We start from the raw sequence: 22,831 nt of genomic DNA, 5'->3' as shown, positions 1-22,831 counted from the left end.
CGGTGGCGCCGGGGAGGGGCGGCCGGGCGCCCCCCGTTCCCCGCGCCCGGCCGCCTGCCGTGCCGCACCCGCGCCCCCGGCGCCGCCCTCAGGCGTCCGGGTGGGCCAGGCCCAGGTGCTCGCGCAGTGTCGTGCCCTCGTACTCCTCGCGGAAGACGCCGCGCTCCTGGAGGAGCGGGACGACCTGGGCGGCGAAGGCGTCGAGGCCGCCGGGGCTCACGTGCGGGGCGAGGATGAAGCCGTCGGCGGCGTCCCGCTGCACGAGGTCGTTGAGCGTGGCGGCGATGGTCGCGGCCGAGCCGATGAAGGTCTGGCGGGCGGTGATGTCGATGACGAGTTCGCGGATGGACAGGTTCTTCGCCTCGGCGCGCTCGCGCAGTTCGCGGGCGATCTCGCGCGGGTCGCGGTGGTGGCGTGTGGTCGAGCGGCCCCGGGCGAGGGTGTGCTCGCCGGGGACGGGGTCGATGTCGGGGAGCGGGCCGTCCGGGTCGTAGCCGGAGAGGTCGGTGTTCCACACGTGTTCGAGGTGGCGCAGCGCGGTCTGTCCGCTCACCTGCTGGAGGCGTGTCTCGTGGGCGAGTTCGCGGGCCTCGGCGTCGGTGTCGGCGAGGGCGAAGGTCGCCGCGGGCAGGATGAGGAGCTGGTCGGGGGTGCGGCCGTGGCGGGCGAGGCGGCCCTTGACGTCGCGGTGGAACGCCTGGCCGGCCTCCAGGGTGTCGTGGCGGCTGAAGATCGCGTCGGCCTCGGCGGCGGCGAACTCGCGGCCCTCCTCGGAGTCGCCCGCCTGGAAGACGACGGGGCGGCCCTGGGGGCTGCGCGGGACGTTGAACCGCCCCTGGATGTCGAACTGTTCGCCGCGGTGCGCGAAGGCTCCGGCGCGGGCGGTGCGCAGGAAGGTGCCGGAGTCCGGGTCGGCGGCGATCTCGTCACCGTGCCAGGAGTCGAAGAGTTCGTGCGCGGTCGCCAGGAACTCCTTCGCCCGCGCGTAGCGTTGCTCGCGGGGCAGGTAGCCGCCGCGCCGGAAGTTCTCGCCGGTGAAGGCGTCCCAGGAGGTGACGACGTTCCACGCGGCCCGCCCGGCGGAGAGGTGGTCGAGGCTCGCGAACTGGCGGGCCACCTCGTAGGGCTCGTTGAAGGTGGAGTTGATGGTGCCGGTGAGCCCGACGTGCGTCGTGACCCCGGCGAGGGCGGCGAGGACCGTGAAGGTGTCGGGGCGGCCCACGACATCCAGGTCGTATATCCGCCCGCCCTGTTCACGCAGCCGCAGCCCCTCGGCGAGGAAGAGGAAGTCAAACTTGGCGCGCTCGGCGGTCTCGGCGAAGTGGACGAAGGAGTCGAAGTCGATGTGGCTGCCGGAGTCCGGGTCGCTCCACACGGTGGTGTTGTTGACGCCCGGGAAGTGGGCCGCCAGGTGGATCTGCTTGAGCGGGGTGCTCATGGGAAGGGTTCCTCTCCGGGGCCGGGGCCTCAGGCGGTCGCGTAGCGGTTGGCCGGGTGGGTGTCGAGACCGAGGTGACCGCGCAGGGTGGTGGCCGTGTAGGCGGTGCGGAAGGCGCCGCGGCGCTGGAGCTCGGGGACGAGACCGCGCGTGATGCCGCGCAGGTCGTGGCCGAGCACAGCGGGCCGCAGGCGGTAGCCCCCGAGTCCGGCGGACTGCCAGTCGGTGAGGAGGTCGGCGAGTGCGGCGGGGGTCCCCGCGAAGATCTCGGCGTCGCTCGTGAACGGCTCCCCCGCTTGTTCGTCCAGGGCGGCGAGCCGTTCGGCGGCGCGGCCCGGTTCCTCGTCCAGGAGGACGACGAGGTCGCCGAAGACGTGCGGGGGCTCGCCCGCGCGCCCGGCCGCCGCGTGCTCCGCGCGGATCTCGGCGACGATCGCGCGCGCGTCCTCGGCGCTGTGCGGAGTGACGTAGCCGAGGTCGGCGGAGCGGGCGACGAGACGGTAGGGGACGGTCTGGTGGGCGAGGGAGGTGACGAGCGGCTGGCCCTGCGGGGGGCGCGGGGTGATGGAGGGGCCCTTGACGGCGAAGTGCGGGCCCTCGAAGTCGATGTAGTGGAGCTTGTCCCGGTCGATGAAGCGGCCGGTGGCGGCGTCGCGGATCTCGGCGTCGTCCTCCCAGCTGTCCCACAGGCGGCGCAGCACCTCGACGTAGTCGGCGGCCTCGTCGAAGAGCGTGGCGACGGCGGACTGCCCGGCGGGCGAGCGCAGTTCGCCGAGCGTGAGCGGCGCGAAGGCGCGGCGCCCGAAGTGCGCGTACTCCTGCGGGCGGGCGGAGATCTGGACCCGTACCCCGGCGCGCCCCTTGGTCACGTGGTCGAGCGTGGCGACGGCCTTGGAGAGGTGGAAGGGCTCGGTATGGGTGACCACGGCGGTGGGCACGAGGCCGATATGCCGCGTGAGCGGGGCGACGCGGGCGGCGGTGAGGACGGCGTCGAGCCGGCCGCGGACCTGGTCGGTGCGGTCGTCGGGGCCCTCGAGACGGCTGGACTGGAGCGAGAGCGCGTCCTCGAAGGTCACGAAGTCGAGCAGGCCGGCCTCGGCCTCGCGCACGAGGTCCGCCCAGTAGGCGGCGGTGAACAGCTCTCCCGGGCGGGCGCCCCGCGCGCGCCAGGCGGCGGGGTGCCAGCCGGCTCCGTCGAGGGCGACGGCCAGGTGGAGCGGAGGTGTGTCGGACATGCGGGGGCCCTTCCGGTCGGACGGCAGTGGGACGGCGGCAGGAACGGGACGGAGGGGGCAGGAACGGGACGGAGGGGAGCGGCGGGAACGGGACGGACGGCGGCGGGATCGTGCGGTACGGCATGAGGGCGGGGTCTGACGAGGCGGTACGCGGGCGGGCCCGCCTGCGAGCGGGCCGCGTCGCGAAGGGCGCCCGGAGCGGGCCGGGGGGCGCCTCCCTCGGCGCGGTCCAGGACGTGCCCGGACCGGGAGGGGCGCCCCTCGCCCCCCCGTCATCCCTCCGCCGGTGTCCCCGGTGTCCGTACGGCGAGGAACGTCGTGCGCCTGCGGAGCGTGAAGCCGATCGACTCGTAGAGCCGGATCGCGGGCGTGTTGCGCCCCGCCGCGTGCAGGAACGGGGTGTCGCCCCGCTCGCGGATGCCGTGCGCGACGGCCCGTACGAGGCGGGTCGCGAGGCCCCGGCCGCGGAAGTCCGGGTCGGTGCACACGGCGCTGATCTCGGTCCACCCCGGCGGGTGGAGCCGTTCGCCCGCGAGGGCGACGAGGCGGCCCTCCTCGCGGATGCCGAGGTAGGTGCCGAGCGTCACGGTGCGCTCCTTGAAGGGGCCCGGTCTGGTGCGGGCGACGAGGTCGAGGATCTCCCCGGTGTCGTCCGGGCCGAGCCGGACGGCCTCGGGCGCGGGCCCGGAGCGCAGGGTGGTGGCGACGAGTTGGACGCCCGCGCCGTGCTCCAGGACCTCCCAGTCGCCGGGCGCCTGCGGCGCGCCGTTGACGAGCGTGACCGTGCCGGGGCCGAGGAGCCGCGCGAGGTCCGCCCAGGCGGCGGGGTCGCCGGGGTCGGCGAGCGCCGAGAAGGCGGCGACGTCGGCCGGGTAGCGCGCGGCGGCGCCGAGCCGTTCGGCGAAGCCGGCGTGGGGCCCGGTGAGCGAGGCCCAGGCGGGGTTGTCGAGGAGGTGAGGGCTCGCCGGGACGGGGGAAGGGGCCGGCTGGACGCTGGTGGCCATGGTGCGGTCTGCTCCTGTGAGGTGTGCGGTGTTCCGTACGGGTCCAGGACATCAGGAGTCGCTGAGGGGAAGCCCCGGCGGGTTGATCTCGCTGCGCTTCACGGCCTCGTCGGAGAGGTTCCAGGCGGCGAGCCACTTCGCGTACTGGCCGTTGTCGATGAGGTGGTTGATCGCTCCGGCGAGCGGCTTCGCGAGGCCGCTGTCCTTCTTGGCGGCCGCGGCGATGAGGCCCTGGAGCGCGGAACCCGCGCCGGAGTAGGTGCCGGCGCTGCGGGTCGCGCGCGGCGTGCCCTCGGTGGTGCGGGTGTGGTAGGCGATGGCCGGGTTGGGCCCCAGGTAGGCGTCGATCTTCTTGCCGCTGAGGGCGAGATAGGTGCTGTTGAGGTCCGGGTAGTGCTTGACGGTGAGCTCCTTGCCCTCCTTGCGCAGCTCGCGCTGCCAGGCGAGGAGGATGCGTTCCTGGTTCGTGCCCGAGCTGACGGCGACGGTCTTGCCGGCGAGCACCCGGTGGTCGCCGGTGAAGGTCCAGCTCGCGGACTTGTTCGTCTCGAAGGCGAGGTTGTCCTGCCGGTAGGAGGCGAACTCGTACTTGCGCTTGCGCTCCTCGGTGTCGGTCACGTTCGAGAAGGCGACGTCGACCTTGCCGCTGTCAACGCCGAGGAACATGTTCTCCCAGGTGGACTTGCGGATCACCGGCTTGAGGCCGAGGGTCGAGGCGACGAGGCGGCCGAGGTCGGACTCGGAACCGGTGACGGTCTTCTGGTCGCTGCCGATGAAGTTGAGCGGCGGCGAGCCTGCGGGCAGCACGCCGACACCGATGACGAGTTCCCCCTTGTCCTTGATCTCCTTGGGGAGCTGGGCGCGCAGCGCGTCGGCCACGGGCGCCTTGAGCGTCGTGGGCTTCGCCGCGCCGTTGGAGAGCCCGCCGATGGCGACCTCGCCCGGCGCGGCCCCGGCCACGGCGGCGGCCGGCTCGGCGTCGTCCCCGCAGGCGGTGAGCGCGGCGGCGAGCGGTACGAGGGCGAGAGCGGCCAGCAGGACGGTGCGGCGGGGACGGCTGCGGGGCGTGGGCATGGCGGAGGGGTCCTTGTCGGTGAGGTTGGTGGGTGGGTACGGCAGGGGACGGGAGCGCCCCCGCTCACAGCACCTTGCGGAGGAAGTCCCGGGTGCGGGGGTGGGAGGGGTGGTCCAGGACCTCGGCGGGCGGGCCCTGTTCCACGACACGGCCCTCGTCCAGGAAGACGACGTGGTCGGCGACCTCGCGGGCGAAGCCGATCTCGTGGGTGACGACGACGAGGGTGGTGCCGCTGGTGGCCAGGTCGCGGATGACGGCGAGGACTTCGCCGACGAGTTCGGGGTCGAGCGCGGAGGTGGGCTCGTCGAAGAGCACCACCTCGGGGCGGAGCGCGAGGGCGCGGGCGATGGCGACGCGCTGCTGCTGGCCGCCGGAGAGCTGCCGGGGGTAGGCCCCCGCGCGCTCGGCGAGCCCCACGCGGGCGAGGAGTTCGCGGGCGACGTCCTTCGCCTCGTCCTTGCCGAGCCGCCCGGTGGCGACGGGCGCGGCGGCGACGTTGTCGAGGACGGTGAGGTGCGGGAAGAGGTTGAAGTTCTGGAAGACGAAGCCGATCCGGCCGCGCTGGGCGAGGATCGCGCGCTCGGTCAGCTCCTTGAGGCGCCCCTTGTGCCGGCGGACGCCGATGAGTTCACCGGCGAGCCGGACGTGTCCCGCCTCGGGCTTCTCCAGGTGGTTGACGACGCGCAGGAGCGTCGACTTGCCCGAGCCGGAGGGGCCGAGGATCACGGTGACCTCGCCCCGTCGCACGGTCAGGCTCACGCCCCTGAGCACCTGCTGCGCCCCGTACCACTTCTGTACCTCGTGGATCTCGACGGCGGGCGGGGCCTGGGGGGCGGGGGCCGTGGTGGTCCCGGCGGGTGTCGTCGTGGTGCCGCTCACAGCGCGGCCTCCTTGCGGGCCCGGGCGCGCACGTCGCGGAGAAAGGCGCGCAGTTTCTGGAGCGGGGTCGGCGGCAGGGTGCGCAGGGCGCCGCGCGAGGAGCGGCGTTCCACGTAGAACTGGGCGATCGAGACGAGGCTCGTCAGGAGCACGTACCAGACGGTCGCGACGAGGAGCAGCGGCACGATGTCGCCCGGGTAGGTGGAGCCGAGGCTCTGCACCGAGCCGAAGAGGTCGAGCAGGGAGACGTAGAAGACCAGAGAGGTGCTCTTGACCAGGCCGATGAGCTGGTTGACGTAGCCCGGCACGATGGCGCGCAGGGCCTGCGGGAGGACGATGCGCAGGAACTGGAAGCGGCGCGGCAGGCCGAGCGCGGCGGCGGCCTCGTGCTGGCCCTGGTCGACGGAGAGGAGACCGGCGCGCACGACTTCGGCGGCGTAGGCGGCCTCGTTGAGGCTCAGTCCGAGGACGGCGAGGGCCATGTCGGTGGCGAGGCGGCTCTCGTCGAAGGTGAAGAAGGCGGGGCCGAAGGGGACTCCGAGGCTGAGGGTCTGGTAGAGCGCGCTGAAGTTGTAGAGGAAGAGCAGCAGCACGATGAGCGGGGTGGAGCGCAGCAGCCAGATGTAGGTCCAGCTCACCGCGCGCAGGACGGGACTGCGCGAGAGCCTGCCGAGCGCGAGCACGACGCCGCCGAGCAGCCCGAGCACGGCCGAGAGCGCGGTCACCTCCAGGGTGATGAGGAGCCCGTCGAGGATCGTGGGCCGCAGGAACCAGTAGGTGAAGCGGTCCCACTGGTAGAAGGGGTTCGTGACGAGCCCGTGCACGATCTGCGCGGCGAGGACGAGGACGACGGCGGTCGCGAGCCAGCGCCAGGGGTGGCGCAGCGGCAGGACGCGCGCGGCGGCGGGCGGCCCGGCGGGGTCCGCCCGGTCGCCCGGCAGGGGCGGGCGGTCCCGCGCCTCGGGTACGGGCTCGGGTGGGCGGACCGGGGTGACGGCGGACCCGGGCGGCTCGCTCATAGGGGGCTCCTGCGGAAGGGCGGCGGCACACGCCGGAGGCGGGCGCGTGCACAGGGAGCGCCACCGGTCCGTGACCGGTGCGCGGGGAAGGGCCCGGTGCCGGGCGCGCGCACGGGCGCGGCCCGCCGGGGCGGGGTGCTGCGGGGGTGCCGAGCCGGTACGGGGCTGCCGCGGGCCTGCGGGAAGCGGTGGCGTGTCGGCCGGCCGGTCCCGCGCACGCGGCCTCGCGTGGGGAGTGCCGCCGGAACGGCGCCGGTCCGGGCGGGACGCGGCGGGGTTCAGGCGGGGCGGCGCCGGGCGCGCCGGGCGGTGGCCTGACGGCCGCCGGGGCCGGTCAGCCGCGCGGGCGCGGGCTCAGCGGGAGACGCGCGCGGGGCGCGGGAGACACGGACACAGGGCGCTGTTGACGCGCAGCAGGTCCACGGGACGGTTGAGGAAGGGCGCGAGGCGGCCGCGGTGCCGGGAGACGGCGGACTGAGCCCGCATCACCGACCACCTTCTTCCCTCGTCCGTCGTTCGTGTCTGCGGCGTAAGGTAGGCAGCCCGGCGCCGCACTGTCAACGGCGCCCGCATCGTGGACAACTCGGCGCCGCGCACGGCCGGTTCACGCCCGGCGGGAAGCGCGGGGCAGCCGCTGACGCGGAGGCGCGGGCACGGGAGCGCCGGCGCGGAGGCGCGGCGCCCGTCCGGGCACCGGGGTTCAGGCGTCGCCCGTCTCCAGCAGCCGCGCCACCAGGTCCCGCCAGCCCGCCTCGATGCGTTCCCGGCTCACGCCGCGCTCGGTCAGCAGGTGGTGCACGAGGACCGCGTCGACCGAGGCGAGCAGCGTGTGGGCCTGGAGGAGCGTGTCGCCCGTGCTGCCGGCCTCGCGCAGCAGCATGGCGAGGTGGGTCCCGCGCAGCCGGGTGGCCGGGATCGCGTAGGCGCGCTCGGGGTCGTCGCGGGTGGCCCGTACGACGTCGTAGAAGGAGCGGTCGTGCGCGATGAGGGCGGGCCCGAAGGCGAGCAGCCGCTCGCGCGGCGGGGCGTCGGGGCCGAGCGGCGGCGGGCCGCTGAGGAACGCGGCCTGGAGCCGGGACTCGCGGTGGTCGAGGAGGGCGGCGAAGAGCCCGGCGCGGCTGCCGAAACGGCGGAAGACGGTGCCCTTGCCGACCCCGGCGGCCGCCGCGACCGCCTCCATCGTGAGGCGCTCGGCGCCGCAGGAGTCCATGAGGGCGGAGGCCGCGTCGAGGAGCAGGCCCTTGTTGCGTACGGCGTCGGCGCGCAGCCCGGGGGCGGAACCGAGGACCGGCAGGCCGGTCCCGTTCCCGCGGCTCCCGGGAGGCCGAATGTTGCGCGTCATGAACTCACCGTAACGCTTCCGGCCAGAAGTGGACCCCGGTCCGGATAAGTGTTACAACTTTCAACGGACCACGGTCCGCTTAACTGCGGCCCCTCCCGAAGGGGCAGTGTCACACATCCGTGGTCATGCCACGTACCACCTCCCCTTTCAGGAGTTCCCATGTCCGTCCGCATCCTCGCCCTCGTCGGCAGCCTCCGTGCCGGTTCGCACAACCGTCAGCTCGCCGAGGCGGCCGTGAAGCACGCCCCCGAGGGCGTCGAGGTCGTCGTCTTCGAGGGTCTCGCCGACGTGCCGTTCTACAACGAGGACATCGACGTGGAGGGCCAGGTGCCCGCCGCCGCCACGAAGCTGCGCGAGGCCGCCGCCGCCGCTGACGCCTTCCTGCTCTTCTCGCCGGAGTACAACGGCACGATGCCGGCCGTCCTCAAGAACACCATCGACTGGCTGTCCCGCCCGTACGGCGCCGGCGCCCTCAGCGGCAAGCCCGTCGCCGTCATCGGCACCGCGTTCGGCCAGTACGGCGGCGTGTGGGCGCAGGACGACGCGCGCAAGGCCGCGGGCATCGCCGGCGGTGTGGTCCTGGAGGACGTCAAGCTCTCCATCCCCGGCTCCGTGACCCGTTTCGCCGAGCTGCACCCGGCCGACGACACCGAGGTGGTCGACGGCCTGGTGAAGACGCTCGCCTCCGTCGCCGAGAAGAGCGCCCCCGCCGCCGCCTGACCCCGTTCCCGCGCGCCCGTCCCCCGTACGCGACGAGGGGCCGGGCGCGCGGCTACGCTCACCCCCATGCGCCTCCCCACCCCGGACCAGATCGACACCCTGCACCAGCGGTACGCCGCCACCACCGAGGCGTACGCGCTCGTGCACCGGCACTGCGGCATCGTGTGGCGCGTCGCCGAGAGCCTCATCGCCGCCTCGGGCGCCGAGGTGGACGCGGACGTCGTACGGGCCGGGTGCCTCCTCCACGACATCGGCGTCTACCGGCTGGACGAGGACGCCGAGCAGGGCGAGCTGGGCCAGGGCCACTACATCCGGCACGGAATCCTCGGCCACCGGCTGCTCGCCGCCGAGGGCTGGCCCGAGGGCCTGTGCCGCTTCTGCTCCTGCCACACCGGCGTCGGCCTCACGCGCGCCGACATCGAGACCCAGCACCTCCCGCTGCCTCCGGGCGACTACGTGGCGCGCACCGACGAGGAACGCCTCGTGATGTACGCGGACAAGTTCCACTCGAAATCGCGCGGGGGCCGCTTCCACACCGCCGACGGCTACGCGCGGATCGTGACCCGCTTCGGCCCGGGCAAGGACGAGGAATTCGCCTCGCTGCGCGCCCAGTTCGGGGGAGCCGGACGTCACGGCGCTGGCGGCGGAGTTCGGCGACCCGGTACGGGACTGAGCGCGGCGGGAACGACGCGGCGCGGCGGGTGGACGGGAACGCCCCGGCGCGGCGGGTGAGCGCCGGGAGCCCGCGCCTCCCCGTCCCCGCTCACCCGTCCCCGTACGCCTCCCCGCCCAGGGTGAGTTCCGCCGTGCCCGCCGTCGCGTCCGCGAGCCAGGCGCGGAAGGCGTCGACCTCGCCGCCGGGGATGCCGAGGTCGATGCTGACCCGCTCCCCGTACCGCACCCCGCGCACCGAACGGCCCGTCGCGCGCAGGTCGTTCTCGATCCTCCCGGCGCGCCGGTGGTCCACGGTGACGGTCGCGAGGCGGTAGCGGCGCCGGGTGACGGTGCCCAGCCGGTCGAGCGTCTCGCCGACGACCCCGCCGTAGGCGCGGATGAGGCCGCCGGCGCCGAGTTTGACCCCGCCGTAGTAGCGCGTGACGACGGCCGCCACGTACCGCAGCTCGCGGCGCGTGAGCATCTGGAGCATGGGGACGCCCGCCGTACCGCCCGGCTCGCCGTCGTCGCTCGCCTTCTGCGTCGCGGCGTCGGCGCCGAGGACGTACGCCCAGCAGTTGTGGCTCGCGTCGGCGTGCGCGCCGCGCACCCGCGCGAGGAACGCCCGCGCCTCGGCCTCGTCGGCGACGGGCGCGAGGGTGCACAGGAACCGGGACCGGTTGATCTCCGCCTCGTGGCTGCCCTCGCGGGCCAGGGTGAGGTACGCGTCCTGGGGCATCCCCCCAGCGTATGCGGCCCGCGGGAATCGCTCGCGGCGGGTGCGTGTTGCCGCTCACGGAAGCAGCGGCGATCAGGAGGCACCGGATGCACGGCGACGACGAGACGGTACGGGACATCCTCACCGGCACGGGCGACACGTGGGCCGTGGTCGGGCTCTCGAACAACACCGCGCGCGCCGCGTACGGCGTGGCCCGGGTCCTCCAGGAGTTCGGCAAGCGGATCGTGCCGGTCCATCCCAAGGCGGAGACGGTCCACGGCGAGCGGGGGTACGCGAGCCTGGAGGACATCCCCTTCCCGGTGGACGTGGTCGACGTCTTCGTCAACAGCGCGCAGGCGGGCGCGGTCGCGGACGCGGCGGTGGCGAAGGGCGCGAAGGCGGTGTGGTTCCAGCTCGGTGTGACGGACGAGGCCGCCCGCGCGCGCACGACGGCGGCGGGCCTCGCGATGGTGATGGACCGCTGCCCCGCCATCGAGATCCCCCGCCTGGGTTCCTGAAGCGGGCGGCGCGCGGCGCGCGGGCCTCAGCCGCGTTCCCGCTCCCGTTCCGCGAGCCGTTCGAGGCCCGCGAGCTGCTCGGCGTCGAGCGCGGCGAGGGCGGCGATCCGCGCCGCGTCCGCCCGCGGCGGCAGCGGGACGGGGGCGGGCGTGCGCAGCGGCGGCTGCCAGCCGGTGGCCTCGTCCCAGCGGCGTACGACGCGCGCGGGCGCCCCGGCGACGACCGCGTGGTCGGGGACCGTGCCGCGTACCACCGAGCCGGCGGCGACCACGGCATTGCGGCCGAGGCGCGCGCCGGGGAGTATCACCGCCCCGGTGCCGATCCAGGAGCCCGCGCCGATCGTGACCGGGGCGCGGCGCGGCCACTGTTTGCCGACCGGGCGGCGCGGGTCGTCGTAGCTGTGGTTGGTCGAGGTGACGTAGACGTACGGGCCGAGGAAGGCCTCGTCCCCGATGGTGACGGGCGCGTCGGCGACGACGTGGCTGCCCCGGCCGAGGACGACGCCGTCGCCGAGGCGCAGGACGGGGTCCGGGCCGAGTGTCTCGCCGGGGCCGAGCGGGAGCATCCCCGCGGTGAGGGTCACCTGTTCGGCGATGACGCAGTGCGCGCCGAGCCGTATCCAGCGCTCGTTGAAGATGGTGCCCTGCGGGAAGGCGAGCCGGGTGCCCTCGCCGATCGCGCCGAAGCGCAGCCGCCCGTGCGCGTGCGCGGTGACGGCGCCCGCCTCGCGCAGCAGGCGCCAGCCGGTCTGCGCGACGCGGTGCGCGAGGGCGCGCGGCCAGCGGGCGGGCGGGAGCGGGGGCTTGCGGTTGCGCGGCACACCCTTACCGTACTCATGAGTAGCCCCGGGGCGGTGGCCGGGTTCTGTGATCTTCGTCCCGGCGCGCGGGCCCGGCTCAGCGCACCTCGGCGGCGTGGGTCTTCGCGAGCCGGCGGTAGACGGCGGCGTTGCGGGCGATGTCCTCGCGCTCCTCGGCGGTCAGCGCGCGGCGCACCCTGGCCGGGACGCCCGCGACGAGCGAACCGGGCGGCACCTCCATGCCCTGCGGGACGAGGGCCTGCGCGGCGACGAGGGAACCGGCGCCGACGCGCGCGCCGTTGAGGATGGTCGCGCCCATGCCGACGAGGACGCCGTCCTCCACGACGCAGCCGTGCAGGACGGCGTTGTGGCCCACCGAGACGCCGCCGCCGACCCGCACCGGGAAGCCGGGGTCGGCGTGGACCGTGCAGTTGTCCTGCACGTTGCTGCCGGGGCCGATCGTGATGCTGTCCGCGTCGCCGCGCAGTACCGCGTGGTACCAGACGCTCGCCTCCGCCTCCAGGCGGACGGCGCCGAGCACGACGGAGGTCGGTGCGGTGTAGGCTGCGGGATCGATCTCGGGGGTGTGGCCCCCGACCGGGGAGACGAGTGCGTCGCTCACGCGGGGCTCTCCTGGGTCGTGCCCGGCTCGGCGGCGGGGCCGGGGGCCTGGGCGGCGGCGGTCGCGGACCCGGCGGCGGGGCCGGGCTCCCCGGCGCCCGGGGCCTCCGCGACGCTCGCGGCGGCGGTCTCCGTACGGGCTTTTGCGGGGGCGCCCGCGCCGCCCGCGCCGCCGAGGATCTTCTCCGCCGCCTCGCCCCGCGCGCGCTGCTTGGCCGCGCGGCGCTTCATGAGCAGGAGCGAGAGCGCGCCGACGAGGACGGCGGCGAGCAGCGCGAGCCAGGAGAAGCGGCTGAGCCACTCCTCGGCGACCTTGCCCAGCGTGTAGACGACGGCGGTGGTGCCGCCCGCCCAGACGATGCCGCCGAGCAGGTTGGCGATGAGGAACTTCCAGTAGGGCATGTGCAGGACACCGGCGAGGGGGCCCGCGAAGATGCGCAGGAGGGCGATGAAGCGGCCGAAGAAGACGGCCCACATGCCCCAGCGGTGGAAGGAGCTCTCGGCCGACTCGACGTTCTGCGCGCTGAAGTGCTTCGGGAACTTCTGTTCCAGTTTCGCGATGAGGGGACGCCCGCCCTTGCGGCCGATCGCGTACCCGATGGAGTCGCCGATCACGGCCCCGGCGACGGCGCACGCCCCGAGGACGTAGGGGTCGATGTGGCCGTGCTGGGAGGCCAGTACGGCGGCGGAGACGAGCACGACCTCACCGGGCAGCGGGATACCGAGGCTCTCGACGCCGATCACCCCCGCGACGACGATGTACACGGCGATGGCGGGGACGGTTTCCAGCCACTCCTGGACGTGCACCCTGCTGCCTCCCAGACACTTCGCGCGAGTCGCGCGGATCACGCGGACACTTCGCGCCGCTCGCGCCGTGCCCGGCGCGCGGACGCACGGCGGGCAGCCTACTGGATGAGAGAAACGTGAGAGGACGCCCGGATGTTCCCGCCGCGACGGCCGCCGGGGACCTCGCCCGCATGTCACGGCCCGGTCCCGTCGCGTGTCACGACCCGGTCTCGCCACCCCCTCCCCCGTGGCGCGCATCACGCGCCGCGGCCTAGGGTCTCGCTCATGTGGCCAGAAGAAAAGCCGCCAGGGGGCGAGCACGATCCGCGGATACCGCAGGACGGTCCGTGGCAGCGAGACGCGGGACAGCCGGGACAGAACGGACAGGGCGGGCCGGGAGGCGGCGGCTACGGTCAGCCGCAGGCCGGCTCCGGCGGGGGCTACGGGCAGCCCGCCCCGGGCCCGTACGCCCAGCAGGGCCCTTACGGGCAGCAGCCCGGCACGCCGCCGGGGCCGTACGGGCAGCCGGGGGGCTACGGCGCTCCCGGCCCGTACCAGCAGCAGCCCGCCTACGGGTACCCGCAGCAGCCGCCCTTCGGCACGGGCGGCGCGGGTGGTCCCGGCGGTCCCGGCGGTCCCGGCGGTCCCGGTGACGGCGGCGGGAAGAACAGCAAGCGGACGACCGTGATCGTCGCGGTGGTCTGCGCCGTCGCGGTCATCGCGGCGGCCGGGGGCACGGCCGCGTACGTCGTGGACAAGCGGGACGGCAGGAAGACCGTGGCCGACGACGGCAAGAAGTCGCCGCCGCCGACCGCCTCCACGCGCGAGCCGAGCCCCACGCCGAGCCCGTCCTCGCGCAACACGGACCGCGAGGAGCCGACGATCCCCGGCTGGCAGGTGGTCGCGAACCCGAAGTTCGGCGCGGTCTTCGAGGTGCCCGCCGACTGGGAGGTGGACCTCTCCGACACCAGCCGCGGCTACGAGTGGGAGGACAAGGAGCGGCCCTCGGGCAGCGACGCCGTCTCCGTCAACCGGCCCGCGTACTTCAAGTCGAAGTGGTGCACCTACGTCGACAAGAAGGACGGCAACCAGGAGCGGTCGCTGGCGCTCGTCGGCACCCGGGGCGAGCAGGGCGCGAAGAGCACCGACGAGGCCGCCGGGACGCGGGTGCCGTGGTGGATCTACGGCGGGTTCACGTACCCGGACAAGAAGCCGGTCAAGCAGGAGAAGCCGAAGCCGTACACGACGAAGTCCGGGCTGACCGGGAGCGTGGCGCGGGCCTGGTCGGAGCACAACCCGAAGACGAACAAGTGCTCCAGCGACGGGAAGGCGATCGTCTTCGCCTTCAAGAACGGCGCGGGCGACTACGTGAGCTGGGACCTCAGCGGCGTCAAGGGGATCGACGGGGAGGTGCCCGAGGAGACGATCCAGCGCGTCCTGAGTACGGTCAGGCTGACGAAGACGCCGCCGAAGAAGGCGGACTGAGGGAGCAGCCGGGACGAGCCGGGCGGCGGGGAATTGCCACGGGCTCCCGCCTGCGGGGATAGTCTCCGCGTGAGCACCACGACCCCCGTCCCCCCGGCGCCTCCCGCGCCGCGCCGCCGTCCCGAGTGGGCCGGCCGCAACTACACGCTCCTGACGGCCGCGGCCGTCGTGAGCAACATCGGGAGCCAGGGCGCGCTCATCGCGAGCGCGTTCGCCGTGCTCGGCGCGGGCGGGGACGGCGGGGACGTCGGGCTCGTCGCCGCGGCGCGCACCCTGCCGCTCGTCGTGTTCCTCCTCGTCGGCGGCGCGCTCGCCGACCGGCTTCCGAGGCACCACGTGATGGTCGCGGCGAACGGCCTCAACTGCGTCTCGCAGGGGCTGTTCGCCGTTCTCGTGCTCACCGGGCGCGCCGAGCTGTGGTCGATGATGCTGCTCGCCGCGCTCGGCGGCACGGGGACCGCCTTCTTCTCGCCCGCCTCGGAGGGGATGCTGCTCGCCTCCGTGCACGGGCCGCAGGCCAGTCGCGCCTTCGCCTTCTACCGCGTCGCGATGCACGGCGCGGGGATCGGCGGCGCCGCGCTCGGCGGGGCGCTCGTCGCCGTCATCGGGCCCGGGTGGGTCCTCGCGGTGGACGCGGCGGCCTTCACGGCGGCGGGGGCGCTGCGCGCGCTGCTCGATGTCGGGAAGATCCCCCGGCGCGAGGGCGACAAGGTCTCGCTGTTGCGGGATCTGCGCGAGGGCTGGCGGGAGGTGACCGGGCGTTCCTGGCTGTGGTCGATCGTGCTCCAGTTCGCCGTCGTCAACGCGGTCGTGGGCGCGGCCGAGGCGGTCTACGGGCCGCTCGTCGCCGAGGAACACCTCGGCGGGCCCGGGCCCTGGGGCACGGCGCTCGCGGGCTTCGGCGCGGGCACGCTGCTCGGGGCGCTCGCCATGACGCGGTGGCGGCCCGCGCGGCCCCTGCTCGCGGGGACGCTGTGCGTGCTGCCGCTCGCGCTGCCCTCGGCGGCGCTCGCCGTGCCGCTGCCGGTCGCGGGGCTCTTCGCGGTGATGTTCGTCAGCGGGGCGTGCGTCGAGGTCTTCGGGGTCTCGTGGATGACGGTGCTCCACCAGGAGATCCCGGAGGACAAGTTCTCGCGCGTGTCGTCCTACGACTGGCTCGGCTCGCTCGCGATGCTGCCGCTCGCGACCGCGATCGCCGGACCCGTGGAGTCGGCAATGGGCCGCCCGGCCGCGCTGTGGGGCTGCTCGGCGCTCATCCTGCTCCTGACGCTCGCGGTGCTGTGCGTGCCCGAGGTGCGCAACCTGCGCCGCGCGCCCGCGGCGCCGGCCGTGCCGGTGCTCCCGACGCCGGAGGAAGGACTGCCGGAGACGGTGACGACGCCCGGAACCGAGCGTCCGGGCGCCTGATCAGCCCACGCGGAAGGTGCCGCCCGGCGGAAGCGGGGAGGGGATGCTCCCGCCGTCGCGCACGGGGCGCGCCGTGCCGCGCAGCGCCTCGATGTCCGCGTGCTCCGTGACGAGGCGGGCGGGGAAGGCGTCGCGCGCGCAGCGGCGGGCGAGCCCTTCGGTGCGGAGCGGGGCGGTGGAGGCGAGCACGACGACGTTGCCGAAGCGGCGCCCGCGCAGGACGGCCGGTTCGGCGAGGAGCGCGAGGTGGGCGAAGGCGGTACCGAGCGTCGCGAGCTGGGTGCCGAGGAAGGCGAAGGGCGCGGAGTCGGCCAGGTTGGCGAGGTAGAGGCCGCCCGGGCGCAGGACCCGGGCGGCCTCGCGCGCGTACTCCGTGGTGGTGAGGTGCCCGGGCACCGAGGAACCGCCGAAGACGTCGGCGACGAGGACGTCGGCGCTGTCGTCCGGCGCCCCCTCCAGCCAGGCCCGCGCGTCCTCGACGTGCACGGCGGCCCCGGGGACCGGGGGCAGCACCTCGTCCACGAGCGCGGCGAGGCCCCGGTCCGCTTCCACGACGTGCTGCCGTGAGCCGGGCCGGGTGGCGGCGAGGTAGCGGGGCAGCGTGAGCGCGCCCCCGCCGAGGTGCGCGGCGTCGAGCGGGGCGCTTTCACCGGCGAGGAGATCGAGCGCGTGGCCCATGCGCCGCGTGTACTCGAACTCCAGGTGCGCGGGCGCGTCGAGATCGACGTACGACTGCGGGGCCTCGTCCACCGTGAGCAGCCAGGCCCGCGCCCGGTCCACGTCGGGCAGCAGTCGCGCGACACCGTGATCGACGGACCGGCGGACGGGGAGGGGTTCGGGGGAGGTCACGGGGCCATTGTGCCGGGTGGCGGGGCGGCGGGGGCGCGGGGCCCGGGGCGCCGGGAGGGCGGGAGCCGGGGCGGCGGGGGCGCGGGCCCCGGGGCGGCGGCCCGTGACGGGGGGCACGGCGCACGGCGACCACCTGCGTGGTCAATTCGGTTACGCTCCCCGAATGTTCGACGACGTCGAAATCCACCCCGCCCGCGGGGTACGGCTGCTGTTCTCGCCGTGGGCCCGTCTCGCGCTGCTCCTCGCCCTGCTCGGCACCGGCGCCGCGCTCCTCCTGAGTCACGACCCCCGCGACCTCCTCACCGGAACGCTCTCGCACCAGTTCACCGGCGGTGCCGCCGTCGGCGCCTTCGCGCTGGCCTACGGCGTCTGCACGGCCGCCTTCGTACCGCGTCCCGTGCTCAACCTCCTCGCGGGCGCGCTCTTCGGCGGCGCGTTCGGCCTCGGCGCCGCCGTCGCCGGTTCGGTGCTCGGCGCGGGGCTCGCCTTCGGGCTCGGCCGCGTCCTCGGCCAGGGCGCCCTGCGTCCGCTGCTGCGCACGCGATGGCTGCGCGCGGCCGACGGCCAGCTGAGCAGGCACGGCTTCCGGACGACGCTGGCGCTGCGCCTCTTCCCCGGGCTGCCCTACTGGGGCGTCAACTACTGCGCCGCCGTGGCCCGCACCCGCTGGCTGCCGTTCCTGCTGGCGACGGCGATCGGCGTCGTGCCGAACACGGCGGCGTACGTCGTCGCGGGGAGCCGGGCGGCCACCCCGGGGTCCCCGGTCTTCCTCCTGGCGGTGGGTTTCGTCGTGGTGACGGCGCTCGCGGGGGCCTGGGTCGGCTGGCGGCGCAGGCACCGGATGCGGGGCGCGAGCGGCGCGGAGGAGGAGACGCGCGAGCCGGCCGGGGCGAGCGGGAGGCGTTGACACCCCATTGGCCCACGCTTCGGCTCGCGTTCACCTGTCCGTACCCTCTCGTGCCCTACGCTCACCGCGACCGGCGCATGATCGTCTCTCCCTCCCCGGGCCCCACGGCGGCGGCGGTTGACCACCACCGGCCGGAGCCTGCCGCTCCCGGTCCCGTACGTGACGACTGTGGGACGGCTGCGCGTTCATGTCTTGGTTCGAATCCTTCATCCTCGGCCTGGTCCAGGGCCTGACCGAGTTCCTGCCCATCTCGTCGAGCGCGCACCTGCGCCTCGCCGCCGCCTTCGCCGGCTGGCACGACCCGGGCGCGGCGTTCACCGCGGTCACCCAGATCGGCACGGAGTGCGCGGTGATCCTGTACTTCCGCAAGGACATCGGGCGGATCATCGGCGCGTGGTTCCGGTCCCTGACCAGCCGTGCGGCGCGCGCCGACCACGACGCGAAGATGGGCTGGCTCGTGATCGTCGGCTCGATCCCGATCGGCGTGCTCGGGCTCACCCTCCAGGACCAGATCGAGGGCCCGTTCCGTGACCTGCGGCTCATCGCGACGACCCTCGTCGTCATGGGCCTCGTCCTCGGCTTCGCGGACTGGCTCGCGGCGCGCGAGGAGCGCGGCGGCAGGCACCGCGCGGGCGTGCGGCGCAAGACACTCGACGACCTCGGGGTGCGGGACGGGCTGATCTACGGTGTCTGCCAGGCGCTCGCGCTGGTCCCCGGCGTCTCGCGCTCGGGCGCGACGATCAGCGGCGGTCTGCTGATGGGCTACACGCGGCAGGCGGCGGCGCGGTACTCCTTCCTGCTCGCGATCCCGGCGGTGCTCGCCTCGGGGGTCTTCGAGCTCAAGGACGCGGGCGAGGGGCATGTGTCCTGGGGTCCGACGCTCTTCGCGACGGTCATCGCGTTCGTCGTCGGGTACGCGGTCATCGCGTGGTTCATGTCGTACATCTCGCACCGGACCTTCCTCCCCTTCGTGATCTACCGCGTCGCGCTCGGTCTCGTGCTCCTCGGGCTCGTCCAGAGCGGGGCTCTGAGCCCGCACGCGGGCGAGTCGGCGGGCTGAGGTCCGCCGCGCCGGTGCGAGACGCGTACGCGCAGGTCAGCGGGGGTGTGCGGGGGCGGGGCCCGGGACACCGGCGGCGAAATGAGGCTGAGATCACAAAAGCCGCCCACAAAGGGGCGTTTGAGGGGTGATCAAGCAGGTCAGACGGGTCGGGCACGCCGCGCTCCGAGGCCACGAACGGTACCGGGGAGGGAGCGGTCCGTCATCCTCACCCCCTAGGCTGGGAGACATGTCCGCCAATCCACTCACTCCCGCTCAGCCCGCCCGTTCCGCCGCCGACGTCAACGAGGAGATCCGCAGCCTGTGGCTGCGCGCGGGCGGCCACCTCACGGCGGAGCAGCGTGTCGAGTACGAGCGACTGATCACCGAATGGGCGGCGGCGGTGCGGCGCGAGGTCGTCCCGGCGGCCTGAGGCGGGGCCCGGTCCGCCGTCCGCCCCACTCCCCCGGTCCTGCACCCGGCCGCGCCCGTTCCCGCCCGGCGCGGCCCACGTCTTCCCCCGCGCCGTTCACGCCTTCCCGCGCACCGCTCCCGCCCGCCGCGCCGCGCGGGCCAGCGCGCCCAGCCCGTCCAGGTGCGCCTGGAGGGCCCGCCGTCCCCCGGCGGTGAGCGCGAGCCACGTGCGCGGCCTGCGACCCGCGTAGCCCTTGCGCACCCGGACGTACCCGGCCGCGGCGAGCGCCGTCGCGATCCTGCTGACGCTCGCGTCCGAGAGCCCGGCGTAGTCGCGTACCGCGCCGAACTCCGCCTCGGCGCACCCGGAGAGGAAGGCCGCGACGGTCAGCCGGGTCGGGTGCTGGAGGTGCGGGTCGAGCCCGTCCGGCGTCGTCATCGCCCGGCGTCCGCCGCGCGCCGCGCCGCCCGGGCGCGCGCGTCGTGCCGTGCCGTCTGCGTCCACAGCGTCGCCCCGAGCAGCACGCCGGAGGCCAGGGCCCCCGCGGTCCTGCCGAAGGGCGGCGCGAGGAGCCAGCCCGCCCCGTACCAGGCCGCCTGCACGAGCGTGGGGATCATCCGCCGCCACGCCGTGCCGTCCTCGCCCGGCCGGGCGAGGACGCGGGAGCGCCGTACCGCGACGTAGTGGACGACCACGAAGGCGGCGGCGAGCACGCACAGGAGCGTTCCCGCGAGATCGGCGACGCGCGCGGGCCAGGGCGCCCCGCCGAGGGTGAAGACCGCCGCGCCGAGCACTCCGCGCGCGGTGGCGAACCAGCGGGGCCAGAGCCGCGGCGCCCGCGCGTCGTCCTCCGGCGGCGGGGCCGCGCGGAACGTCCGCTCCGCGTACTTCGTCGTCCCCGGCTCCGGCCCGTTCGGCACCGCGTCTCCCCCCTGATTCCTGGCCTGCTGTCCGCCCGGCCAGGTTGGCACATACTTTTGCGCACCAAAAGCATGAAGGGGTAAGGGAGTTGTTCCGCTGCGGCGGGTGTGAGGTGCGGGAATCGTGACGGGGGCCGTCCCGGTCAGGCGCGCAGGGCCGTCTCCAGGCGGGTCAGCGAGTCCACGCTCCAGTCGGCCGCGGCCCGTACCGTGGCGTCGTCCGCCCACCAGTGCCCCCAGGGGCCGCGGCGCAGGTGGGCGACGCGCAGCCCGGCCGCCTTGGCGGGGAACACGTCGTGCGCGGGGTGGTCGCCCACGTAGACCGTCGCGGCGGGTTCCGTACCGGCCTCCTTGAGCACCCGCGCGAAGAAGTCGGGCGAGGGCTTGGCGAGGCCCCACTCCTCGGAGGTGGCGAGGAGGTCGGCGGGGAGATCGAGGTCGCGCAGGAGCTGGCCGGCGCGGGCGCTCCCGTTGCCGACGACGAGGACGCGGTGGCCGCGCTCGCGCAGCGCGGCGAGCGCGGGGCGCACGTCGGGGTAGAGGTCGCTCTCGTCCAGGTACTCGCCCCTGCCCACGACGTCGCGCGCCTGCTCCGCCCCGGCGACGTCGATACCGGGGCGCAGCAGGCGCAGCGCGTCCTCGCGGTCCCCTCCGGCCGCCACGGCGGCGCCGACGAGCGCGGAGACCGTGTGCCGGGGCACCCCGAGCCAGTCGGCCCAGCCGGCCCAGTACCGGTCGTCCTTGACCAGGGTCTCGCCGATGTCGAACACGATCGTCTCGTTCATCCGCGCAGCGTACGAGCATCGGCGCGGCGCGCGGCCCAAGCGCGCCGCCCGCCCGGGACACGCCGTACGGCCGGGTGCGCGGCCCGCGGGGGACACGCCGGGGGAAGTGACCGCTCCCCCAAGAGAAGGTAAAAAAACGAAACCGTTTCGTTCACCGCGTCGACACCCCGACAGACCCCCCGTGCCCGTTGAGCTGCGTGATCCCGATATTCCACGTCATCGCGGGTGACGCGCGTCTCAGCGGGCACCGGGCAATCTGTTGGAAGCGGCGCGAGGAAGCCCGTACGGTTGCGTACGAAACGGTTTCGTTTCCCAGGTGGCCCGCTCGCGGGTCCCCGCAGTACTACGTACCGCGCCGCACGTCCCACGGTGCGGTCCCCCGTCCCGTCAGCGTTTCCCGACGCGCCCTGGAGCACCAGTCCATGAGTGAATCCACGCAGACCATCGGTCAGCCGGTGGACCGGTCGCCGGCTCCCGCCGGCACATCGGCGGCCACCCCCGAGAAGTCCCCGAACCACCGCTGGTGGGTACTCGGCGTCATCGCCCTGGCCCAGCTGATGGTGGTCCTGGACGCGACCATCGTGAACATCGCCCTGCCCTCGGCGCAGAAGGCACTGGAGTTCAGCGACGGCAACAGGCAGTGGGTCGTGACGGCCTACGCCCTCTCCTTCGGCAGCCTCCTGCTGCTCGGCGGCAGGCTCGCCGACCTCCTCGGCCGCAAGACCGTCTTCCTCACCGGCGTGGTCGGCTTCGCCGCCGCCTCCGCGCTCGCCGGCGCGGCGCAGAACTTCGAGGTCCTCGTCACGGGCCGTGTCCTCCAGGGTGTCTTCGGGGCGCTCCTGGCCCCGGCCGCGCTCGCGCTGCTCAACACGACCTTCACCGACGCCAAGGAGCGCGCCCGCGCCTTCGGCATCTACGGCGCCATCGCGGGCGCGGGCGGCGGCATCGGCCTGCTCCTCGGCGGCGTGCTCACCGAGCACCTCAGCTGGCGCTGGACCCTCTTCGTCAACCTGATCATCGCGGTGTTCGCGCTCATCGGCGGCGTCATCTTCCTCGGCCGCAGCACCGTCAAGGAGCGCCCGAAGCTCGACGTGCCCGGGACCGTACTCGCCTCGGCCGGTCTCTTCGGCCTCGTCTACGGCTTCTCGAACGCCGAGACGCACGACTGGTCCTCGCCCATGACCTGGGGCTTCCTCGCCGGGGCGGCCGTCGTGCTCGCCGCCTTCGCGTGGTGGCAGACCCGCACCTCGCACCCGCTGCTCCCGCTGCGCGTGCTCGCCGACCGCGACCGGGGCGCCTCGTTCATCCTCGTGGCGATCTCCAGCATGGGGATGTTCGGTGTCTTCCTCTTCCTGACCTACTACCTCCAGGCGTCCCTCGGCTTCACCCCGGTCAAGACCGGTCTGGCCTTCCTGCCGATGATCGGCGCCCTGATGGTGACGGCGCAGCTCTCCACCAACACGCTGCTGCCGCGCGTCGGCCCCCGGCCGATCGTCCCGCTCGGCATGTTGATGGCCTCCGGCGGCCTCGTCTGGATGACCGGTCTCGACCTCGGCAGCACCTACGCGGCCAACGTCCTGCCCCCGCTGATCCTCATGGGTCTCGGCCTCGGCCTCGTCATGCCGCCCGCCATGAGCCTCGCCACGAGCCGCATCGCGGTCAAGGACGCGGGCGCCGGCTCGGCCGCCGTCAACACGATGCAGCAGGTCGGCGGCGCCATCGGCACCGCGCTCCTCAACACGCTGGCCGCGAGCGCCGCGACCAGCTACCTCGTGGGCAAGAAGCCGAGCCCGGGCGTCCTCGCCCAGGCCCAGCTGGAGAGCTACTCGACCGCCTACTGGTGGTCGGCGGGCTTCTTCGCGGCGGGCGCGGTCATCGCGGCCCTCATGTACCGCAGCGGACGTCCCGACCTCAGCACGGGCGACGGCGAGGCCGCGCCGACGGTCCACATGTGACACCCCCGGTGCCGGTCCGCCGGCACCGCCCCGAACCCCCCGGGCGCGCATGAGCGAGCCTGCCCGGGGACACGCCGGAAGCCACGTGGGGACGGAGGCACAACCCGAGGGCCCCGGCCCGGCGAACACAGCGGGCTGCTCTCCGCTGGGAGTGGATGGTCGATTGATCTTATATAAAGATGAGGATGAAATATTTTTTGTTTTTTTTATTTTTTTCTATTTTTTGTCTTCTTTTTACCTTTTTTTTTTTTTTTTTTTTT

General features: G+C 74.3%; 25 protein-coding genes and 1 pseudogene. 10 read left to right on the top strand and 16 right to left on the bottom strand.

The features are described from left to right. Positions 1–88: 88 nt before the first annotated feature. The 8 genes from SSBG_RS27010 to SSBG_RS26980 form a co-directional block, all read right to left on the bottom strand. A complete protein-coding gene (locus SSBG_RS27010; RefSeq protein ID WP_037870737.1) occupies positions 89–1,438 on the bottom strand; it encodes an NtaA/DmoA family FMN-dependent monooxygenase in 1,350 nt (449 codons plus the stop codon). A 29-nt stretch (positions 1,439–1,467) separates the two neighbouring features. Then, the gene (locus SSBG_RS27005) at positions 1,468–2,673 is read right to left on the bottom strand and encodes an LLM class flavin-dependent oxidoreductase (RefSeq protein WP_008749231.1); all 1,206 of its coding nucleotides are present in this window, start codon (positions 2,671–2,673) and stop codon (positions 1,468–1,470) included. Positions 2,674–2,945: 272 nt separating this feature from the next. Continuing rightward, positions 2,946–3,677, bottom strand: a complete 732-nt coding sequence (locus tag SSBG_RS27000; RefSeq protein ID WP_008749230.1) for a GNAT family N-acetyltransferase — start codon at positions 3,675–3,677, stop codon at positions 2,946–2,948. 51 nt (positions 3,678–3,728) lie between these two features. Further along, the gene (locus SSBG_RS26995) at positions 3,729–4,751 is read right to left on the bottom strand and encodes a transporter substrate-binding domain-containing protein (protein WP_008749229.1); all 1,023 of its coding nucleotides are present in this window, start codon (positions 4,749–4,751) and stop codon (positions 3,729–3,731) included. A 64-nt stretch (positions 4,752–4,815) separates the two neighbouring features. Continuing rightward, positions 4,816–5,631 carry an amino acid ABC transporter ATP-binding protein gene (locus SSBG_RS26990; RefSeq protein WP_037870736.1) on the bottom strand — a complete coding sequence of 272 codons (816 nt, stop codon included), beginning with the start codon at positions 5,629–5,631 and terminating at the stop codon, positions 4,816–4,818. Then, positions 5,628–6,650: an amino acid ABC transporter permease gene (locus SSBG_RS26985; protein WP_037870735.1), complete on the bottom strand. Its 1,023-nt coding sequence runs from the start codon at positions 6,648–6,650 to the stop codon at positions 5,628–5,630. Before SSBG_RS26985 ends, SSBG_RS26990 begins: the two co-directional genes overlap by 4 nt. Positions 6,651–7,004: 354 nt before the next feature. Further along, positions 7,005–7,136, bottom strand: a complete 132-nt coding sequence (locus SSBG_RS35520; RefSeq protein WP_267880274.1) for a hypothetical protein — start codon at positions 7,134–7,136, stop codon at positions 7,005–7,007. Between the two features lie 214 nt (positions 7,137–7,350). Then, entirely contained in the window at positions 7,351–7,992 is a 642-nt protein-coding gene (locus tag SSBG_RS26980; protein WP_008749227.1) for a TetR/AcrR family transcriptional regulator, read from the bottom strand. Between the two features lie 159 nt (positions 7,993–8,151). Here SSBG_RS26980 and SSBG_RS26975 point away from each other — a divergent pair, with 159 nt between their 5' ends. Next, positions 8,152–8,712: an NAD(P)H-dependent oxidoreductase gene (locus SSBG_RS26975; RefSeq protein ID WP_008749226.1), complete on the top strand. Its 561-nt coding sequence runs from the start codon at positions 8,152–8,154 to the stop codon at positions 8,710–8,712. A gap of 66 nt (positions 8,713–8,778) precedes the next feature. After that, positions 8,779–9,444, top strand: coding sequence for an HD domain-containing protein (locus SSBG_RS26970; protein WP_008749225.1), 666 nt, complete (start codon positions 8,779–8,781; stop codon positions 9,442–9,444). 31 nt (positions 9,445–9,475) lie between these two features. Here the strand turns inward: SSBG_RS26970 and SSBG_RS26965 are convergent, their stop codons facing one another. After that, entirely contained in the window at positions 9,476–10,105 is a 630-nt protein-coding gene (locus SSBG_RS26965) for a YigZ family protein (protein WP_008749224.1), read from the bottom strand. Between the two features lie 86 nt (positions 10,106–10,191). Here SSBG_RS26965 and SSBG_RS26960 point away from each other — a divergent pair, with 86 nt between their 5' ends. Further along, complete coding sequence (locus tag SSBG_RS26960; RefSeq protein WP_008749223.1) at positions 10,192–10,602, top strand: CoA-binding protein; 411 nt, start codon at positions 10,192–10,194, stop codon at positions 10,600–10,602. A gap of 26 nt (positions 10,603–10,628) precedes the next feature. Here SSBG_RS26960 and SSBG_RS26955 read toward each other — a convergent pair whose 3' ends face one another. The 3 genes from SSBG_RS26955 to SSBG_RS26945 all read right to left on the bottom strand — a co-directional run bounded on the left by SSBG_RS26955 (position 10,629) and on the right by SSBG_RS26945 (position 12,830). Next, complete coding sequence (locus SSBG_RS26955) at positions 10,629–11,423, bottom strand: acyltransferase (RefSeq protein ID WP_008749222.1); 795 nt, start codon at positions 11,421–11,423, stop codon at positions 10,629–10,631. Positions 11,424–11,499: 76 nt separating this feature from the next. Beyond that, the gene (locus tag SSBG_RS26950; RefSeq protein ID WP_008749221.1) at positions 11,500–12,024 is read right to left on the bottom strand and encodes a gamma carbonic anhydrase family protein; all 525 of its coding nucleotides are present in this window, start codon (positions 12,022–12,024) and stop codon (positions 11,500–11,502) included. After that, complete coding sequence (locus SSBG_RS26945; RefSeq protein ID WP_008749220.1) at positions 12,021–12,830, bottom strand: DedA family protein; 810 nt, start codon at positions 12,828–12,830, stop codon at positions 12,021–12,023. Before SSBG_RS26945 ends, SSBG_RS26950 begins: the two co-directional genes overlap by 4 nt. A gap of 264 nt (positions 12,831–13,094) precedes the next feature. On the opposite strand from SSBG_RS26945, the gene SSBG_RS26940 reads away from it, so the two are divergent. Both SSBG_RS26940 and SSBG_RS26935 read left to right on the top strand, forming a co-directional pair. After that, positions 13,095–14,294 carry a hypothetical protein gene (locus SSBG_RS26940; protein WP_008749219.1) on the top strand — a complete coding sequence of 400 codons (1,200 nt, stop codon included), beginning with the start codon at positions 13,095–13,097 and terminating at the stop codon, positions 14,292–14,294. Between the two features lie 69 nt (positions 14,295–14,363). Further along, positions 14,364–15,701: an MFS transporter gene (locus SSBG_RS26935; RefSeq protein WP_008749218.1), complete on the top strand. Its 1,338-nt coding sequence runs from the start codon at positions 14,364–14,366 to the stop codon at positions 15,699–15,701. On the opposite strand, the gene SSBG_RS26930 is transcribed toward SSBG_RS26935, so the two are convergent. Then, positions 15,702–16,550: a spermidine synthase gene (locus tag SSBG_RS26930; protein WP_008749217.1), complete on the bottom strand. Its 849-nt coding sequence runs from the start codon at positions 16,548–16,550 to the stop codon at positions 15,702–15,704. 163 nt (positions 16,551–16,713) lie between these two features. On the opposite strand from SSBG_RS26930, the gene SSBG_RS26925 reads away from it, so the two are divergent. From SSBG_RS26925 to SSBG_RS26915, 3 genes are all read left to right on the top strand, one after another. Beyond that, the gene (locus tag SSBG_RS26925; protein WP_037870733.1) at positions 16,714–17,457 is read left to right on the top strand and encodes a TVP38/TMEM64 family protein; all 744 of its coding nucleotides are present in this window, start codon (positions 16,714–16,716) and stop codon (positions 17,455–17,457) included. A 187-nt stretch (positions 17,458–17,644) separates the two neighbouring features. Beyond that, positions 17,645–18,517, top strand: a complete 873-nt coding sequence (locus tag SSBG_RS26920; RefSeq protein WP_008749215.1) for an undecaprenyl-diphosphate phosphatase — start codon at positions 17,645–17,647, stop codon at positions 18,515–18,517. Between the two features lie 229 nt (positions 18,518–18,746). Next, complete coding sequence (locus SSBG_RS26915) at positions 18,747–18,929, top strand: hypothetical protein (RefSeq protein ID WP_008749214.1); 183 nt, start codon at positions 18,747–18,749, stop codon at positions 18,927–18,929. 96 nt (positions 18,930–19,025) lie between these two features. Here SSBG_RS26915 and SSBG_RS26910 read toward each other — a convergent pair whose 3' ends face one another. From SSBG_RS26910 to SSBG_RS26900, 3 genes are all read right to left on the bottom strand, one after another. Beyond that, complete coding sequence (locus SSBG_RS26910; protein ID WP_008749213.1) at positions 19,026–19,349, bottom strand: transcriptional regulator; 324 nt, start codon at positions 19,347–19,349, stop codon at positions 19,026–19,028. Next, positions 19,346–19,831, bottom strand: coding sequence for a hypothetical protein (locus tag SSBG_RS26905; protein WP_037870732.1), 486 nt, complete (start codon positions 19,829–19,831; stop codon positions 19,346–19,348). The genes SSBG_RS26910 and SSBG_RS26905 overlap by 4 nt, the downstream gene beginning before the upstream one ends. 143 nt (positions 19,832–19,974) lie before the next feature. Continuing rightward, positions 19,975–20,616: an HAD family hydrolase gene (locus SSBG_RS26900; protein WP_037870730.1), complete on the bottom strand. Its 642-nt coding sequence runs from the start codon at positions 20,614–20,616 to the stop codon at positions 19,975–19,977. Positions 20,617–21,038: 422 nt separating this feature from the next. Here SSBG_RS26900 and SSBG_RS26895 point away from each other — a divergent pair, with 422 nt between their 5' ends. Both SSBG_RS26895 and SSBG_RS35135 read left to right on the top strand, forming a co-directional pair. Next, the gene (locus tag SSBG_RS26895) at positions 21,039–22,571 is read left to right on the top strand and encodes an MFS transporter (RefSeq protein WP_420790330.1); all 1,533 of its coding nucleotides are present in this window, start codon (positions 21,039–21,041) and stop codon (positions 22,569–22,571) included. Positions 22,572–22,620: 49 nt separating this feature from the next. Then, positions 22,621–22,831 (top strand): annotated as a pseudogene (locus tag SSBG_RS35135) (hypothetical protein); the annotation flags it as partial.

This window comes from Streptomyces sp. SPB074 (assembly GCF_000154905.1).
GTDB lineage: Bacteria > Actinomycetota > Actinomycetes > Streptomycetales > Streptomycetaceae > Streptomyces.
This window is presented reverse-complemented; position numbering and strand designations above follow the sequence as displayed.